The organism is Novipirellula herctigrandis (assembly GCA_007859835.1).
GTDB lineage: Bacteria > Planctomycetota > Planctomycetia > Pirellulales > Pirellulaceae > Novipirellula_A > Novipirellula_A herctigrandis.
This window is the reverse complement of record SJPJ01000002.1, coordinates 727,377-744,887: the sequence shown is the minus strand read 5'-3', so window position 1 is coordinate 744,887 and position 17,511 is coordinate 727,377. Positions and strand designations below refer to the sequence as shown.

Here is a 17,511-nt window from a genome sequence, read left to right as displayed (position 1 = left end):
ATTCCCCTTGCATCTAGAGAGTAAGCTTCATGCGTTTTCTATCGTCGACTCTGGTTCTGCTGACACTCCTGCTGGGCAGCACTCTCTGTGAAGCCGAAACGCTCACACCTGAAAAGCTTTGGGATTTTGGGCGGATTGGCGATGCTGTCGTTTCACCCGACGGAACGACGGTGGCGTATCTCGTCACTCGTTACGATTTGGCCGAAAATAAGGGGACTGCGAGTTTGATGGTTCAGCCGCTACCAAGCGGCAAGATCGATGTGGCCGAAAAGATATCGATCGCTTTTGGCACACCACTCGTTGCTCCGGTTGCGAAAGCATTGCTCAAAGACATCAAAGGTCTCGGATCATTGGGATGGTTGAACCATTCCTCGGGGGCCAAGCTGATTTACATTGCACCGGCGAAGACGGACGCGGACGAAGACTCCGATGATGACTCCGCGGACGAAGACTCCGATGATGACTCCGCGGACGAAGACTCCGATGATGACTCCGACGGTGAAGAGTCCGACGAAGACAAAGAGAAGCCGCAAGCGTGGATGCTCGACCCGAGTGGTGGCGAGCCGGTTCAATTGACTTTTGTCAGCGAAGGCATTGCGAATCTAAAGCCGTCACCTTCGGGTGATGCGATCGCGTTCACGGTCGACGTCAAGTTGGATTCCAAGGTGGACGAGATCTATGAAGACTTGCCCAAAGCGGATGCGCGTATCATCGATTCACTGATGTTCCGACATTGGAACCAATGGCACGATTACGCCTACAGTCACCTTCATGTTGCGAGGATCAACGAACAAGGAGAACCAGACGAGCCGTTGGATTTAATGACTTCGTTGAAAGCGGATTGCCCACTGCCTCCTTTTGGCGGACGAGATGAGTTTGCGTTTTCGCCCGATGGAAAGCAAATCGCCTTGACGATGAAATTGGTTAACAATCCAGCCGAAAGCACGGATAGCAGTATCTATTTGGTCAGCACCGCTGGCGGCCAACTGCGGAATATTACTCCTGGAATGCCTGGCTACGACATCGGCCCAGCCTACTCGCCCGATGGGCGTTTCTTGGCGTTTCATTCCATGGAACGAGCCGGTTTCGAATCGGATCGTAATCGGATCATGCTTTACGATTTAGGAAGCGGAACAATCGATGAGCTAACCGAAGGGTTAGACCAAACCGCACATTCGGCGACCTGGAGCGACGACAGCGAACGGATTTATTTCCACAGTGAGACACGCGGTACGACTCAGGTATTCGAGATTTCCATTGATGATCATTCCCTTGAACAAGTGTCGAACGGACGATTTAACTTCGCGGTTCTCGCTTCGATTCCGAACGCGGGCAAAGTGTTGGTGAGCCAACAAAGCATGCTGCGGCCGACCGAGTTAGCGGTGATTGAAGTGGGGACGAATCAGGTAACGACGATCACCGATGTAAACGGCAAAATCTATGCGACGCTCGAGCTGCCCACTGTCGAAGAACGTTTCTTTACTGCTACCGATGGAAAGCTAATTCACAATTGGGTGATCCTGCCGCCTGGCTACGATCCAAAAGCGCCGCGGCAATGGCCAATGTTGACCTATTGCCAAGGAGGGCCTCAAGGACAAATTGGTCAATGGTTCTCCTATCGTTGGAATTTTCACATGATGGCCGCCAAGGGGTATGTCGTATTGGCGGTCAATCGCCGCGGGATGCCTGGCTTTGGCCGAGAGTGGAATGACCAAATCAGTGGCGATTGGGGTGGCCAAGCGATGCAAGATATTTTGGCCTCGACCGATGCAATGATCGCGGACCCGACGATTGATCGTAAACGAGTCGCTGCGATTGGAGCCAGCTTTGGCGGCTACACGGTTTATTGGCTGATGGGCAATAGTGAGAATCGATTCTGTGCGATGATTGCCCACTGCGGGGTCTACAATTTGGAATCGATGTACGGTGCGACCGAGGAGCTATTCTTCGTGAATCATGATCTCGGAGGCCCCTATTGGAAAAGTGAAGTGATCGCGGAAGAGTACAAACGATTTTCGCCGCACCAATTCGCTGGGAACTGGCAGACTCCGTTACTTGTGATACATGGGCAAAAGGATTTCCGCGTGCCGGTTACGCAAGGGATGGAGGCATTTACGGCAGCGCAAGTGCAGGGAGTGGAAAGCCGTTTTCTCTATTTTCCGGATGAAGGTCACTGGGTAATGACCCCCCAGAACGGGGTGCTTTGGGGGCGGGTCTTCTTCGATTGGCTCGATCGGTACTGCGTGGAAGAAGGCCGCTGATTGCCACCTTTCGCTTTTTGCGTTGGTAAAGTACCGTTTGTATCGACTGGGAAGTTCATGCAGGCCCCTCAAACGAAGGTGAACTCAAAAGAGGGCCTTTCGGGTTCGACGAATCTAGTCTTTATCGATAAACTATTAGATTGTTTTCCCAGGACGGGAGGCCTCATCCCCCGTATTTCTCAGTGAAAGTTTCATAGTGATTTTCAGCCCGAAACCGAAAACGAAAGAACTTGCCCCGAACCTCGAAGTAGATTTCGACCGCCTTGTCGATATGGGGAAAGGACCGAATTCGATCGTATTTTTGCATGGGTTGTTTGGGACGCCTGAACATTATCGCGATGTGATGGAGCGGTTGTCGGATAAATATCGTGTGATCGCTCCCCAACTTCCCATTGATCCGCAGCCGGGCCGCCGGCACGATGGAATGAAAAGCGTCGCGGATTTGAGTGCTGTGGTGGCGAATTTGGTCGATGTGCTCAAGCTTGATCAGTTTGTTCTCTGTGGCAATTCGTTGGGCGGACTGGTCGCAATCGATCTATGTGTCCGCAATCCAAACTATGCCAAAGGCCTCGTCTTAGCCGGCAGCGCAGGATTGTTTGAACGAAGTCCGATTCGCGGTCTGCGATCACGACCAACTCGCGAATTTGTTCGTCAAACGGTGGTCGGAATTCTCTATGACGAAAGTTTGGTCTCGGAAGAATTGGTTGACCATTGGCATAAATCGGTCATGGATCGCGACTACACTCGGTTTTTACTTCGCGTGTCTCGTGCGACTCGTGATCGTAGCGTCGAGGACGAATTGAAGTCCTTGGATCTGCCGACGATGATCATTTGGGGACGCGATGATGAAATCACTCCGCCCTCGACCGGTGAAGATTTCCAACGTTTGATTCGCGGATCAAAGTTAGAGTTTCTTGACGAGTGTGGACACGCGCCGAATTGGGAACAACCCGATGCGTTTGCCAAGTTGTTGGATGGATTCTTGCCGGAATGCTTTTCCTAATGGACCGACGGACTCGAATTGCCAAAGTAACGCTCTTGTTGATGGCGTTCGTTTCCCCGCTCTTCGTTTACGGCGCCATTTCGGCACTTCAAAGCACATCTAACGATCCGCGCCAATGGCTTCCTAAGAGTTTCGAAGAAACCGATACGTACGATTGGTTTGGTGAGCATTTCGGCAGCGATGAAGTTGCAGTCGTTAGTTGGCCGGGATGCACGATCGAAGATCCTCGGGTCAGTTCGGTCTCAGCGGCCATTGAAGCATCGCCGATGTTTGACCGCGTATTGTCGGGCCCGAGCATCATGGCTGAGTTGACGCAATCGGCGACTGGCATGACACGTTCTTCGGCACTGTTGCGTCTGCGTGGGTTCTTGGTGAATCCGGATGACGAAACGACATGCTTGGTGCTGTCGACTTCGGCCACAGGGCGATCTGACCGCGTCGCGGCGGTGAAAACGATTGAACAAATCGTTGAGGCGGAGTCCGGTATCCCTGCTAGCGAACTTCGGTTAGCTGGTCCGACCGTCGACGCCGCAGCCATCGATATCGAAAGTCGACGTCTGCTTTTCAAGCTCGCAGGATTCTCGGCGCTCATTTCGTTCTTTTTCGCTACGATGCGTATGCGGAGCGTTCGTTTGGCATTAATTGTCTTGGTTACCGCGGGCTTTAGCACCATCGTTGCACTGTCGGTTCTTTATTTTAGCGGCAGCAAGATGAATTTGCTGATGACGATGTTGCCGCCCTTGATCTACGTCCTTAGCATCTCGTCGGCGGTTCACTTGGTGAACTACTATCGCGACGCGGTGATCGATAAGACGTGCATGGATCCCCTGAAAGAAGCCCTTTTGAACGGTTGGTTGCCGTGTGTGTTAGCTGCCGCAACGACCGCGATCGGGCTGATCTCTTTAGTGATGAGTAAGATCGAACCGATTCGAGAGTTCGGTTTGTTCTCAGCACTCGGAATGGTGGCAAGTTTGGCAATTCTGTTTACCTTGCTTCCCGCGGCGCTACAGTTGTTTCCGCCTAAGCAGGAAACCAAAGAGAAACCCAATGTCCCGCAAATGAGCCTCAGTGGGCGTTTGGCAGGAGTCATTTGTCGTTATCATACGGTGCTGATGGCCGGGTGTCTTGCGTTGATGGCTCTGTGTGCGTCGGCATTGCCCTACATTACCTCGACGGTAAAACTGCAAGATCGTTTCTTGCCGGGTAGTGACGCGATCATGGATTACCAATGGCTCGAGACGCACATCGGTCCGATGGTGCCGCTTGAAGTGGTGATTGGATTTGATAAGGATGATCCACGAGACATGGCTCAGCAAATGCGAGTCGTTGCGATGGTCCAAAGCAAGATCCAATCGATGGACGAACCGGTTGCTACGATGTCAGCGGTGAATATGTCCTCTGCTTTACCATCGGGTAGCAGTATCCGCGAAGTGATGGAACGGAAAATCATCAACAGCCCGAAAACGGAGCAGCAACTCAAGGATGCTCATTTTGTTGCTCAAGCGGACGACGAGTATCTTTGGCGAATCACGGTGCGTGCCAAAGCGATTGGCGATTTGGATTACGGACGATTCGCCGAGACGTTGCGTTATGGAATTGAACCGCTTTTGAAAGAGAACGACGCTCACGGTATTTTCACAGGCGTGATTCCGCTGATCTACAAAGCCCAACGTCAATTGTTGCAGGATTTGTTTCGCAGTTTCTTAGCCGCGTTCTTGGTCATTGGGTTGGTGTTGGTGGCGGTGCTTCGCAGTTTGCCAGCCGCATTGCTTGCGATGATTCCAAACTTGTTCCCCGCCGTTGTTGTTTTTGGCGGATTGGAATGGGTCGGAATTCCGGTCCAAATCGGATCGGTGATGACTGCCAGTGCGGCGCTCGGAATTGCAGTCGATGATACCGTCCACTTCCTGACTTGGTTCCGTCGAGGGTTGCAGGACGGTTTGCCGCGAGACGAGGCACTCAAAGATGCATTCGAACGTTGTGCTGGCGCGATGGCTCATACGACGTTGATTTGTGCGAGCGGCCTTTTGGTGTTTGCAGCCAGTTCGTTTGTACCGATCCTGCACTTCGCTTGGTTGATGGTCGCGTTGCTTTTGTCTGCACTTGTGGGCGACCTAATTCTGTTGCCAGCAATTTTAGCAGGGCCCCTTGGCCGCAGTTTTGAAAACAAAAAGTAGGCCCGACCGAATCGTGCTGCGTCAGGATCAAAATGAGGGTTAAGTCGTAGCGGAAGTCGCCAACCATTTTGGCGACTCAGGATGCGGCCCGAAACGTTTGCCGAGTTCTACTACTCTAAAATTAGGCGTTGACCCATCGCGAGTGAAGACCGCGATTTTTCGCAAGCCGCGGTGCCCTAAAGCTGGATACGCATTGGTCACATTTGATTTTGAAAGTGGCCCCACAACGAACGTGGCGACAATACTAGTCGGTGCTTTCTCGCCTACCTTTGTTGTCGTCTCAGCAGCAATCGCTGAGACTGGCGAGAGGATGGCGATCGTAACCAATGCAGCATATGAAAACCTTAACATTGATTCGGCCTGTTCTAGTCGATGAGATGTTTGCGGTTTAGACTAAGCGATTGACGAATGAATACCAGCTTTGGAAGACAGGCGGATGCGACCGGCCGAGTTAGTCAGCAGCGTTAAAGCAAAACCGTTTAATTGGTTTCTGCTGCTAGTGATCATGATATTCACTGTCTCTCTTGTTAGCGAAAATCGTCAGTACGAGTCGTTGCGGCGAGAAAAAGAGCGGCTTGAGAAAATGTTCGGTCGCTTTGATATCGATAATCCGCAGGAACTCAACTTGAAGCTGGCTGAACGCGTCAGTCGGGATCATCTGTTGTGGCGAGTTTATTGGCCCGCAAGAAATGATTGGCGAATTGCTCATCGCAATGCCTGGGGTGGACATGGATGGTCAAGTTTTTACTCGAGAGATGCGACCGAAAACATTCTTCGTTTTCGTGTTCATCGGTCTGATGATACCACCGAGATCCATTTAATTCGCGAGGCTGGGCCATCGGATAGGATGATTATCGACGAGCAGGCGGCAATGATCTTGAATACGCATTGGGACGAACTGCAGATTAGTTTTGCTGGAAATGATTGCCAAGTAGCACAGTCCGTCGATACGATCCTGACCTTGTTCGAGGTGCGCGTTCCAGATGATTTGATGCCAAAGTTGAAGAGCGAAGTCGACAGCCGTCTTTGGGGGAATCTACAGACCGAACCACTCATCAGTTTCTGGATCGGAACTGCTCAGGCATTCGAAGTAAAAGAGAGTCGCGAACAATTGAAACGCCAAGGCGGATCTGAATGACCGACGAACCGAAACAGAGACGCTGGCAATTCAGTTTGTTAACCATATTGCTGCTTGTTGCGCTGGTCGCGGTTGTGGTGGCGTTTCATCGCATCCATGACAAACGTGAATTGACTGAGCGAAAAGTGAGGGTACTTCAAGCATTGGCCTGTGAGCTGACTGTTGACGATCCAAGTAAGATTGTTGTGATAAAGCGGTTGCCAACTTTATCGGATGAGTTGATCGTCGGTGTCTATCTTCCCGAGCTAAAAAAACCGGCGCGTATCAACCGTTTGTGCCTTTCGCTCGAAAATATCCTCAGCTACCCGAATTCCCGGTCGGTGTATCCGACACCCAACAACTCTTTCCACTTAACACCAGGCGAACATTGGATCGAGCTTCATTGCACCAAGCAGGGCAAAGGCGAGTCCAGTTCTCAGTATGTCATTGAAGCGTTGGTCGACGGACGGGGCGTCATGAAGGAAATCCGTGATTCGAGTTGGCAGCCTGTTGATTCGTGTGCCAACTATTCAACTTTGAAAAGCGTTTCCCAATCGTTTACGGCTGGCCAGCGGATTAAACTCTATCACCGCCGGAACTATGAAAGAACACAGAGCGAAGCCGGTTTCAGCGTTCAGAATGAATCCAATAACGGCATTTTGCTTTGGATCGACGAAGCAAATAGCGACTTGTGAATATGCTAACTGGCAAACACTTTTTATTCTTTGGTGATGAGACATGGATTGAATCGACCGCCCGGCGATTAGAGCTAGAATCGACACTGCGGCCTCGCGGTCGGCCCAGAGTTCGCGAAATCCACATTGCGAAAAAACAATGACTCCTGACAGAATACTGGCCAAAGGAAAAAGGGAAGCCAAAGAAAAAGGGCCAGGCCAAAGAAAAAGGGAACCAAAGAAAAAGGGAAGGGGGTAATTAGACGAAACGACCCCCTTCCCCTTTCGTTCGCTGAACGCATCAGTCGGGATCATCTGTTGTGGCGAGTTTATTGGCCCGCAAGAAATGATTGGCGAATTGCTCATCGCAATGCCTGGGGTGGACATGGATGGTCAAGTTTTTACTCTCGAGATGCGACCGAAAACATTCTTCGTTTTCGGTGCTCTCGGGACTGGGGTTTACGCGGATTCTTTCAACACAAAACCGTTTCCAGTCGAAATGGTTAGGCTCCTGCTAACACGCAACGATCCCCTTCAAAATAAACGCATCGAACACGTTTTAGGCTCGATCGGTTTGACCGAGCAGAGGACTTCATCACTGGCTATCTGATAAGCGAATCTCCTTTCCGCGTCGAACTTGGTCCGTTTCCAATCAAACCAGCTCGTTAGCTCCCTTGGCATTTCAAGTCTTATCGACGAGAAGCACTTTGCCATGAAGAACGCTTTTTTGTCTTGTGATCGGAATCACCGCTCTGTACTTCGATCAAAGCAGTTGCTCATGCGCGGTCGAAGGCGTTTTGTTCCGTAGCGAACGACATCACCCAGCTATGTGCATGAGTGCCTTTAACCGGAATTCCATATTGTTTTCCAGTGAGTGCATTGGACGTTGAATCACAGCTACCGATGTAGGCGAGACGCGAAGCGGTCATTGCGCCATCAGGGCTTTGGGCACGAAGAACCCTAAAATGAAGCACCGTGCCTAGCGTAGGAATCAAAACGCACGGTCGTCTTGCTTATGATTCTCGGCGGAGGACCGCTGAGCTACGTTGGTTGCTACCCGAAAACAAATCTGCGGCAAAACAGTGTTTCAGGAAGCTTCGGTGCAGAACTGTGAAACTCGCAAAAATATTGCGCGGAGAACCGCTCAAATGATGATGCCAAGTTTCAGAAGCAACAAGAACGTAGCGGCCGCTACGAAAACGCTCACATTGACCGAGTTAGCGACGCGGTGGCGTTGCATCCAGTACAGTCTCGACGAACATGCCCAGCAAACCCCGAGCAAGGCGAACACAAATGCGACACCGCATCCCTTTGCAATTTCAACATCGAAGCCCTGACGCTGCGACATTACGATCGATTCTGCCGCGACTAGCAGCCCAACCAGAAAGCTAGTCATCCCGAAACCGGCTGCGAAAATCATCAGGAGAATCGACCGCCTTTGGCGTAAAACGGCGGGCTCATCGTGATGCAGCGGTGGTTCGTATGGATTGTCTTTCATACTCGTCGATGCTGGGGCGAATACTCAAAGGGTTGCACGCGGTAAATCGCTTCGGGACCGAAGCTCCAGCCACGATAAAGTGTCGCTGTCCCGCTAAGCAATTGCTCGCTGTTCACCCATCTCGGCGAGGCATTGGTAGCATGCGTCGCGAACCGCTTTTTCTCTCGGGTCGTCGGACAATCGGAAACCCATTTTGTTGGTCATGTAGGCGAACCCAAGTTGGAGTGTGGGGTCTGCCATGCCGAACGATCCGCCCGCGCCTGGGCAACCAAATGCTTTGTGATCCACACCAAATTGAAAGCCACGACTCGGCCGTGAAAAACCGAAATTGTAACGGGTGTCCATTTTTAGAATTGCGTCATAGATACCTTCTCGAGGCGAGATCGCTGGCGCAAGCAGCTCGTGATAAGTTGCCGGAGAGATCCCCAATTCCTCACCACCGCGTGCCAACACGTCATAGATCTTCGCCACTGCGGAAGCTTGCCCGATTCCATTGGCCGAGGGAATTTCGACGCCGCGATATTGAGGGCCACCGATATCGGCGGGGTTATCAAGCGGAAGCGTACGAATGGATTTTGAAACGAGCGACCCTGGCCAAATACCTGCCAAAACCATCATTGGAGGTAGCTCGTTCAAATGACCAAGCATCTCTACCCGGTGGAAGCCTTTAATGGTGCTGACCCGATCGAGCGAGATATCGTCGGGTAACCCAATGTAAAATTCGACGCCGAGTGGGCGAGCGATTTCCTCTTGGAAAAAAACGCCCAGGCTACGTCCTTGAGGGTCGACACGCCGGATTAATTCGTTTTGGTACCACCCCAACGTCAACGTGTGGTAGCCATGCCGCGTCCCCGGTTCCCATTGTGGATGCTGGCCACCGATGATGTCAGCCATCGCTTCATGGTCCGCCAATTGTTCGGCGCAGAGCGGCTTTCCGGTTGTGATCAGGCCTGCTTGATGGGCTAGTAATTGCCTGACCGTGATGCGTGCTTTACCATTTTGGGCGAATTGGGGCCAATAGGAAGCGACCGGTTCTTCCAGATCAAAGAGTTTTTGACTGTGGGCGACCGCCATGACTGCTGCCGCCATTCCTTTTGTGACAGAGAAGCACAGGGTCAGTGTTTCACGAGTCCATTTCCGGCCGGTTTCGCCACACTGGACACCGCCCCAAAGATCGACCACTTTGACGCCACGGTGGTATAGCGTACATGCGGCACCCTGTTCACCACGTTGCGAAAAGTTGCGTTCAAATTCCATCCGAACACGCTCAAATTCCGGTGCAGTTTCACCTTGAACGATCGGTTCAGGTATCCCAAGGACAGATGCGGATCGGATGCTGAAGGATAGGAGATTGTTCATGCTGTGGGAATGCTAGGAGGGTGTATCGGTAATGGCAACCTCAATCCCGCAAATTCGGAACCAAAGACAATTGGAAAAGATTGGTTTTTTGTCGGTTCATTGAATTTTGAAAGATTCGTAATTAGCAATTCGCGGTGCAATGACCAACCCCATTGTTTTCGGTATCCTGTGGTAGCTGCCATTTAGCTAAATTTCCAAGAAGGCAATAAAAATGAGCGTATTGAAAGGCAAACGAGCTGTTGTCAGTGGCTCTTCAAGAGGTATCGGGCGAGGGATCGCCATCGAGTTGGCCAAAGCCGGCGCGGACGTTGTCATCAACTATCGCAGTAGCCCCAACGAAGCAGACGAAGTGGTGCAAATATGCAGCGACTATGGCGTTCAAGCTTACAAGGTCGCTTCGGATATGGGGGTGCAAAAGGAAGCCGAAGGACTTGCTGAGCAGGCCGCCGAGCTACTTGGTGGGCTCGACATCGTCGTCAGCAATGCCGCCTACAGCGATCGTCGTTTGATGTTAAAGCAGGATTTGGACGAGTTCCGCAAAACGATCGACGTTACGATGTACGGGGCGTTCTATTTCCTTCGCCGCGCTTCACAGATTCTGGTGAAAGCGAATAATGGTGGGAACATTGTCGTGATTGGTAGTCCGATGGGACATTTGGGGATGCCAGGAGCAATGCCGTATAACATGGCAAAAGCCGCTTTGAATCAAATGGCGATGACAATGGCATGCGAGTTGTCAGAATACCGTATTCGCTGCAATATGGTTCACCCTGGATGGATTGATACGCCAGGGGAACGAAAGTTCTTCAGCGAAGAGACGTTGCAGAAAAAGGGACGCGAGTTACCGATGGGACGACTTGGACGTGCCGATGAGATTGGACGCGGTGTCGTTTTCTTGGTCGATTCCGCAAGCGAATACGTTACCGGAAGCACTTTGACGATCGATGGCGGTATTCAAATGCCGTACACCGAAATGTTTCGTGTCCAAGAAGCGGAGGCCCTCTTTCAAGCGAAACAGTAGATGAACGGCACCCGCAGGGCAAATCCGTTCTTCACATTACGCGAATTAGCCGCTGGCCGCCAGTTCACGCTAATGGTGTGACCGCGAGCAAACGCTCGGCGGCTGATCGCCCAGTTTGAAATACGGATGTGCCCAACGTTGCAGGCTTGTTAGATTTTTCCGATTGTGCGGATTTGTTAAACTTTAACGCCTATCCAGGACGATTATCTTTCCTAGTACGTGGACAAAACGTTTTAGGAATGGAAATATGTCGTTGCTGCGAAAGCTTAGTTTGGTTGTCTTGTCCGTATCGCTGCTTGGCGCCACCGGTTGCGTGACGCCGTTTGGGTGTGGGCCGACGGGTTGCGGCTCAGGCAGTTGCGACGGTGAATCGTACGGGCCGATAGCATTTGGCGGTTACGGCTGTGGCTGCTCCGATGGTTGCGGCGATTGCGAAGGATGCGGTGAACTGTACGTCGATCCATGGATCAACGAGCCTGCGGATTGTTGTGATCCGTGCGACCAATGCGGCAACCACAACGGTCAATCGTGTGGCAAGTGCCGATCGGTTTTCTCGGGTGTTGAAAGTCTTTGGGGTTATCGATGTGGCGACGATTGCAATAGCGGTCAGGCATGCGGTTCGTACGCCTGCGGCCGCGCTTGTGGTGGCTGCGATGGTTGCGATTCATGCGTCGGCGAAACTTACATCTCGGGGGTTCCCATGCCAAAGAGTCACATCGTTGTGGAAGGCGAAGTGACCGAGCAGCCTTATCAACCATCTCGCCAACGCAAAATTTTCAACCCCAAGCCGCAGGTCGCAGCGGGCCGAACGTCTCCGAAGTCTTATTAGGATCGGAGCTATTGGGATCGGGGCGAATAACTGAACGAATCGACATAACCGATATATTTTTTCAGCTGTCTTAGCCAGCTGGTTGTGAATTCTGCGTCGGCTTCGTCATGGCGTTGTAAGGTTGTTTTGCCGCGCTGTGAACAACCCGTTGCCACTAGATTTGCCCATTGAATGCTTGTCGACCAATCCACCGCTTCGTCAATCGATTGCGATAGACCCGAAAAAAGTGACGTGGAATATTTGGCGGAGGCGTTGAGCGAAAAGTTCGAAGAGCTATCGCTGATCCGCGAATTCGGCGAGCGATTGGAAGTCGGCGAAGACATCGAGACGATCTGCCAGATGTTGCTCGGTGAACTTGCCCCCTGCGTCTGCGTTAGCACACTGGCAATCGAGCTTTTTGCCGACGAAGATCAGGCGTGCTCCGAGGCCATGTATCGTACGGGAACCGCGGTCGATCCTTCGACGCTTCGCTGGATTGCCGACGCCGCCATTCGCCAACGCGATCGTATTGGTAACGCATCCGAATCCGAGATCACTATTTCGAACCACTTGTGCCTCGATGGTGAAATTTACAATGCGATCGTCGTTTCAATCGATCGACGTGGAGAAAGTCTCGGTCGCATGATCGCGATTCGGTTGGCTGAATTAGAGAGCTCTCATCCTTCGGATGAATTTGGCACTACCGAAGCGGACCTGATGCGTTCGACGTCGATGATGCTTGGCGTTCATTTGATCAATCAACGTCAATATGCGGAACTTCAGCAGATGTTCGAAGGAACGATCGGATCGTTGATTTCGGCACTCGACGCGAAAGACGCCTATACGAGCGGCCATTCCACACGCGTCGCCGATTTGGCGGTTCAGCTTGCGGCACGGCTTGGTTATAGCGAAGAGGATCAAAAGCGAATTCGCATGGCGGGGATCCTTCATGACATCGGAAAGATTGGTGTGGAAGACTCCGTGCTTTGCAAACCCGGCAAATTGACAGACGAAGAATTCGAAAAGATTAAACTCCATCCCGTTCTCGGGTACGATATCCTCAAAGGGATTCGTCCGTTTCGACGGATCTTGCCGGCGGTTCGCCATCACCACGAGTCGTGGGACGGCAGTGGCTACCCAGATGGGCTCAAGGGGGAAGAAATCCCACGCGATGCTCAAGTTCTTGCGGTCGCCGATGCATTTGATGCGATGACCAGCAGTCGGCCCTATCGCAAAGGCATGCCACTGGATCGCGTGATCCAAATTTTCCTTGAAGGTCGTGGGATTCAGTGGGCCAAAGACGTCGTGGACGAATTGCTAACTTGTCCCGAAATGGCCATCTAACCAGCCGTTCAAAACGAATGGCAAGCACGGGAACCGCGAATGCTATTGATCGCCGTCGATGAAGCGGGTTACGGACCCCGCCTCGGTCCACTCGTTGTTGCTGCGACAGCTTGGCGTCTTCCTGATCAAGCCGCCACAAAGGCGGCAATGGTCGAGGCTTTCGACTCCCTGCGAAAACCAATCATCGCCGGTGAGCGAACATTGTTGGTGGATGATTCAAAGAAAGTCTTTCATCCACGTGGTAGAGATTCTCTCGGAATTCTCGCCTCGGTCGCAAGTGTTTGTCGATCGTGGAGCGATTGCAGTGGCGAAACGATGTTCGATTGGCTAGGTCAGATTGCTGCGGACGATCTGGTCTGGATCAAGAAGACACCGTGGCTTAGCGCGATGTTAAAAGATCGTCTTGAGGAAATGCCCGACGCGAACGAGGTCATCGATCAATGGTGCGAGGGTGAGATCACATTGGAAGACGTTCAAACGCGAATTGTCACGGCATCACAGTTCAACCAAGCAATCGAGCGAGGCCAGAATAAGTCCGATTTGCTTTCTGATTTGTCACTCGGGTTAGTTGCGTCAATTGTCGAAGCGAATCGGAACGAATCAAAGATATCCGTATTTTGCGATCGTCACGGCGGCCGACGCTATTACGGAGGCTTGCTTCAGCATTTCTTCAATGAATCGATGCTTCGCGTTATTTCAGAAACGGCAACGGAAAGCCACTACGAGCTATCGTCGAAAGCGGAAACAATTGAGATCCGCTTTACTGTCAAAGGTGACTCGTTCACGCCCGTAGCGCTTTCGTCGATGCACGCCAAATATCTGCGAGAGCTGTGCATGAATGAGTTGAACCGCTACTTTGCCCAACACGCAAAGAAAGGCCAAACGATTGTGCCAACCGCGGGATACCCTAGCGACGCGGGTCGTTTCTTAAGTGAAATCGACGAAATCATCCAACGAAAAAAGATTAAGCGCGATCGCTTGGTGCGCTGCCGATGAACACCTATCGATAGTGGGCAAGGAACCAAGCAAAAAAATCGCACCTGATTCCATGGCTGGAAAAAGGTGCGACTCGATTCTTGCCTGGGAATTTTGTTCGCCTGTTAGAAAATCCCTAAGGCGACAAGGCTGTAGCGGACAATCAAGCCGGCGACCACAACGCTGACCATGCTCATCAACTTAATGAGAATGTTCAGACTAGGGCCACTGGTGTCTTTGAAGGGGTCGCCCACCGTATCGCCAACGACGGCGGCTTTGTGTGCGTCGGTTCCCTTACCACCATGAGCACCGGCTTCGATGTACTTCTTGGCATTGTCCCAAGAACCACCCGCGTTGGCCATGAAAATGGCGACGCAGAAACCACCGGTCAGCGTGCCAACTAGCAAGCCCATCACGCCACCGACGCCCAGCAGAAGCCCGGTTAAAACGGGAAGAGCCAAGCCGAGAAGCGATGGCAATATCATTTCCCTTTGAGCCGCCTTGGTGCTGATAGCGACGGGGGCAGCATAGTCGGGAAGTTCCGTTCCTTCCATGATACCCGGCTTCTCTTTGAATTGACGTCGAACTTCTTCAACCATGCCTTGCGCCGCACGGCCGACGGCTTTCATCGTCATCGCACAGAATACAAGTGTTGCCATCATCCCAAGGAACATACCAACCAACACCTTCGGATTCATCACCGAGAAGTTGTAGTAGTTGCTAAAGTCTTGTAGGTGTGCTGCTGGCAAGAAGGTCAGCTTGTCACCTGTGGAAATGAAAGCGGCACCCGCTGGACGGCCTTTCTCGTCAAGGACGATGCTGCCATCGGCGTTTTTGTCGTAGGCGATCATGTCATCAACCGCAATTGGGCCTTCTTTGAATGACTTTGCGTCCCATGCGGTCGTTAGTTCATCATTATCAGCCACAGTCGCTGGTGCGACTAACCAAGTTGCTGCGTGCTCGGTTCCTTCCACATCAGTGTAACGACTGACAACGAAGCCATCGGACGCCTTGATGAAGTCCGCGTCGACCACTTCCACCACTTCGTCGCCCCATCGTTCAAAACCGATTCGGACTTCTTCGATGTAAGCTGCCATCAATGCCAATGCGGTAAGTGCCGCCGAGCCGATTGCGAATCCCTTGCCCGTCGCAGCGGTCGTGTTGCCAAGGCTGTCCAAGGCGTCAGTACGCTGGCGAACAATTGGGTCCAAGCCAGACATTTCGGCATTGCCACCTGCATTGTCCGCAATCGGGCCGTATGCATCGGTAGCAAGGGTAATGCCTAGCGTGCTTAGCATACCGACTGCTGCAATTCCAACTCCGTAAAGTCCAAGGGCAAAGAAGTTTACGTCAGCATAGTTCCATCCATTTGCAAATCCAAATGATGTAAGAGTCCCGATGCAGATCACGACCACAGGCAACCAGACGCTCATCATGCCATCGGCGATACCACCGATGATAATGGTTGCTGGTCCGGTCAATGCTTGATCGGCCAACTTCTTCGTCGGTGAGAATTCGTCACTGGTGGCATACTCGGTCCATTTACCTATCAACCAACCGGCGAGCAAGCCCGTGATCACACTGAAAGCAACCCCAGGAATCACAAGTCCACCAAGATTGAAGGTCGTACCGGGAGTCTTTGGCATCAGCCATGCTCCGAGCAAGATGGCTGCGATGGCGACCAAAACGGTTGAAAGATTGATACCACGACCGAGTGCCGCGAGCAGATTCTTTTGTGTCGCATCATCTTTCGTTCGGACGACGTAAATCCCAGCGATCGACAGGAAAATACCGATGGCTGCGATGGCCATTGGAAGTAGCATCGCCTGTAACTGAGCTTGCACTCCATCCATCCCATCAGGAACCAAGATGCTAGTCGAATAGGCAGCCACACCGAGTGCGGCGGTTGCCAAAATCGATCCGCAATACGATTCGTAAAGGTCAGCACCCATTCCTGCGACGTCACCAACATTGTCACCGACGTTATCGGCGATCGTTGCAGGGTTACGCGGATCATCTTCTGGAATTCCTTGTTCAACCTTGCCAACCAAGTCGGCACCGACATCGGCTGCTTTGGTGAAGATACCACCACCGACACGAGCGAAAAGAGCTTGGCTACTGGCACCCATGCCGAAGCAAAGCATCGTTACCGTGATGTCAACAAGCTTCATCGTATAATCAGGGTTCACCATCGGCAAAATCCAATAGAGCACAGCGAACCAAAGGGTGATGTCTAAAAGCCCAAGTCCGACGACGGTCAATCCCATCACCGCACCCGAACGGAACGCGACTTGAAGGCCCGCATTGAGCGATTTTTGGGCGCCAGCGGCTGTTCGGTTGCTGGCCAAGGTAGCGGTCTTCATCCCGAACCAACCGGCCAAACCTGAAAAGAAACCGCCGGTCAAGAACGCGAACGGAACCCAGCGGCTTTGGACATTTAATCCAAAAGCGGCGTAAGCGAGCAGCGCAACGATGATCACAAAAAAGATGCCGACGATTTTGTATTGTTGCGTCAAATATGCATTGGCACCTTCGCGAACGTAGCCAGCAATCTCTTGCATCCGATCCGTTCCAGGATCGGAGTCCTGCATCGTCTTGTAGAACAGATAGGCTTGAACCAGAGCACAGATTGATGCAAGGAACGCAATCAACCAAACGATCACCGTCGTTGTGTTGTCGACACCGGCTACCGGAGCGACTTGAGTAGCTACCTCAGCAGCAGTCTCTGCTGCCGCCACAGCCGCATCAGTGCTATCTTGTGCGATCGCCACCAGCGGCGTTCCGAGACACAAAACGGAAGCAGCCACGGCGGCCAACGCCCGTCTGCTTCGTTTTCCAAACATGCGTGATACCATTCGTCTATGCCCTTATCTAAGTCATTCGAGGGGAGGGAGGGAAGAGATGTCAGAAAACCATCAGGTCAAAAATCGATACGGGAACCTCGCCCCGGTTTGCTTTATCACCACAGTGTCCACCTTAAACACGAAAAACATGCCCCAGATTAGGTAGACCTGTTTCTGACAAGCGAGTTAGGTTAGTAAGTTAAATGCGAAAAACCAAGGCTATGAATAACCTCCGTCAATTTTGCGGCATTTCTTTCCCCGACAAACCCCGTTTTGGGTAGGCAAAATGACCATGGCAAAATGGGGCATAATGTCACACTTGCACGACAAGTGTGACATCTACAGTCGGTGCGAGCAGTTGACGCAAATGCAAGCGATGCATAGGGCAAACGGTCGCACTACACTTGGCTCGCTTTACGCTACACTGACAA

General features: G+C 52.0%; 13 protein-coding genes. 9 read left to right on the top strand and 4 right to left on the bottom strand.

The window, feature by feature from the left end; translation table 11 throughout:
* The first annotated feature begins 29 nt into the window (after positions 1–29).
* The 3 genes from CA13_RS33675 (at position 30) to CA13_RS33665 (ending at position 5,441) form a co-directional block, all read left to right on the top strand.
* Positions 30–2,261: a S9 family peptidase gene (locus tag CA13_RS33675; RefSeq protein ID WP_146404480.1), complete on the top strand. Its 2,232-nt coding sequence runs from the start codon at positions 30–32 to the stop codon at positions 2,259–2,261.
* 196 nt (positions 2,262–2,457) lie between these two features.
* Positions 2,458–3,264 carry an alpha/beta fold hydrolase gene (locus CA13_RS33670; protein ID WP_146404478.1) on the top strand — a complete coding sequence of 269 codons (807 nt, stop codon included), beginning with the start codon at positions 2,458–2,460 and terminating at the stop codon, positions 3,262–3,264.
* On the top strand, positions 3,264–5,441 hold the full coding sequence (locus CA13_RS33665) for an efflux RND transporter permease subunit (protein ID WP_419195300.1): 2,178 nt from the start codon (positions 3,264–3,266) through the stop codon (positions 5,439–5,441). Before CA13_RS33670 ends, CA13_RS33665 begins: the two co-directional genes overlap by 1 nt.
* Positions 5,442–5,480: 39 nt before the next feature.
* Here CA13_RS33665 and CA13_RS33660 read toward each other — a convergent pair whose 3' ends face one another.
* On the bottom strand, positions 5,481–5,792 hold the full coding sequence (locus tag CA13_RS33660; protein ID WP_146404474.1) for a hypothetical protein: 312 nt from the start codon (positions 5,790–5,792) through the stop codon (positions 5,481–5,483).
* 85 nt (positions 5,793–5,877) lie between these two features.
* Here CA13_RS33660 and CA13_RS33655 point away from each other — a divergent pair, with 85 nt between their 5' ends.
* Positions 5,878–6,579 carry a hypothetical protein gene (locus tag CA13_RS33655; RefSeq protein ID WP_146404472.1) on the top strand — a complete coding sequence of 234 codons (702 nt, stop codon included), beginning with the start codon at positions 5,878–5,880 and terminating at the stop codon, positions 6,577–6,579.
* A complete protein-coding gene (locus CA13_RS33650; RefSeq protein WP_146404471.1) occupies positions 6,576–7,253 on the top strand; it encodes a hypothetical protein in 678 nt (225 codons plus the stop codon). Before CA13_RS33655 ends, CA13_RS33650 begins: the two co-directional genes overlap by 4 nt.
* A 1,123-nt stretch (positions 7,254–8,376) precedes the next feature.
* Here the strand turns inward: CA13_RS33650 and CA13_RS33640 are convergent.
* Together CA13_RS33640 and CA13_RS33635 are read right to left on the bottom strand one after the other, a co-directional pair.
* Positions 8,377–8,730 (bottom strand): hypothetical protein, encoded by a 354-nt coding sequence (locus CA13_RS33640; RefSeq protein ID WP_146404469.1) that lies wholly within the window; start codon positions 8,728–8,730, stop codon positions 8,377–8,379.
* Positions 8,731–8,823: 93 nt separating this feature from the next.
* The gene (locus CA13_RS33635; RefSeq protein ID WP_146404467.1) at positions 8,824–10,089 is read right to left on the bottom strand and encodes a serine hydrolase domain-containing protein; all 1,266 of its coding nucleotides are present in this window, start codon (positions 10,087–10,089) and stop codon (positions 8,824–8,826) included.
* A gap of 211 nt (positions 10,090–10,300) precedes the next feature.
* Between CA13_RS33635 and CA13_RS33630 the strand changes: the two genes are divergently transcribed.
* The 4 genes from CA13_RS33630 (at position 10,301) to CA13_RS33615 (ending at position 14,258) form a co-directional block, all read left to right on the top strand.
* Positions 10,301–11,110: an SDR family NAD(P)-dependent oxidoreductase gene (locus CA13_RS33630; protein WP_146404465.1), complete on the top strand. Its 810-nt coding sequence runs from the start codon at positions 10,301–10,303 to the stop codon at positions 11,108–11,110.
* Between the two features lie 247 nt (positions 11,111–11,357).
* A complete protein-coding gene (locus CA13_RS33625; protein ID WP_146404463.1) occupies positions 11,358–11,939 on the top strand; it encodes a hypothetical protein in 582 nt (193 codons plus the stop codon).
* A gap of 171 nt (positions 11,940–12,110) precedes the next feature.
* Complete coding sequence (locus CA13_RS33620; RefSeq protein ID WP_146404462.1) at positions 12,111–13,262, top strand: HD-GYP domain-containing protein; 1,152 nt, start codon at positions 12,111–12,113, stop codon at positions 13,260–13,262.
* Between the two features lie 39 nt (positions 13,263–13,301).
* The gene (locus CA13_RS33615) at positions 13,302–14,258 is read left to right on the top strand and encodes a ribonuclease H family protein (RefSeq protein ID WP_146404460.1); all 957 of its coding nucleotides are present in this window, start codon (positions 13,302–13,304) and stop codon (positions 14,256–14,258) included.
* A gap of 104 nt (positions 14,259–14,362) precedes the next feature.
* Here the strand turns inward: CA13_RS33615 and CA13_RS33610 are convergent, their stop codons facing one another.
* A complete protein-coding gene (locus tag CA13_RS33610) occupies positions 14,363–17,080 on the bottom strand; it encodes a sodium-translocating pyrophosphatase (protein WP_146404458.1) in 2,718 nt (905 codons plus the stop codon).
* Positions 17,081–17,511 lie beyond the last annotated feature (431 nt).

Bases quoted from the DNA above. Each gene is read 5' to 3' on its own strand.
- CA13_RS33650 (WP_146404471.1), top strand. From the start codon at position 6,576: ATGACCGACGAACCGAAACAGAGACGCTGGCAATTCAGTTTGTTAACC.
- CA13_RS33665 (WP_419195300.1), top strand. From the start codon at position 3,264: ATGGACCGACGGACTCGAATTGCCAAAGTAACGCTCTTGTTGATGGCG.
- CA13_RS33635 (WP_146404467.1), bottom strand. From the start codon at position 10,089: ATGAACAATCTCCTATCCTTCAGCATCCGATCCGCATCTGTCCTTGGG.
- CA13_RS33620 (WP_146404462.1), top strand. From the start codon at position 12,111: ATGCTTGTCGACCAATCCACCGCTTCGTCAATCGATTGCGATAGACCC.
- CA13_RS33660 (WP_146404474.1), bottom strand. From the start codon at position 5,792: ATGTTAAGGTTTTCATATGCTGCATTGGTTACGATCGCCATCCTCTCG.
- CA13_RS33640 (WP_146404469.1), bottom strand. From the start codon at position 8,730: ATGAAAGACAATCCATACGAACCACCGCTGCATCACGATGAGCCCGCC.
- CA13_RS33675 (WP_146404480.1), top strand. From the start codon at position 30: ATGCGTTTTCTATCGTCGACTCTGGTTCTGCTGACACTCCTGCTGGGC.
- CA13_RS33610 (WP_146404458.1), bottom strand. From the start codon at position 17,080: ATGTTTGGAAAACGAAGCAGACGGGCGTTGGCCGCCGTGGCTGCTTCC.
- CA13_RS33630 (WP_146404465.1), top strand. From the start codon at position 10,301: ATGAGCGTATTGAAAGGCAAACGAGCTGTTGTCAGTGGCTCTTCAAGA.
- CA13_RS33655 (WP_146404472.1), top strand. From the start codon at position 5,878: ATGCGACCGGCCGAGTTAGTCAGCAGCGTTAAAGCAAAACCGTTTAAT.
- CA13_RS33615 (WP_146404460.1), top strand. From the start codon at position 13,302: ATGCTATTGATCGCCGTCGATGAAGCGGGTTACGGACCCCGCCTCGGT.
- CA13_RS33625 (WP_146404463.1), top strand. From the start codon at position 11,358: ATGTCGTTGCTGCGAAAGCTTAGTTTGGTTGTCTTGTCCGTATCGCTG.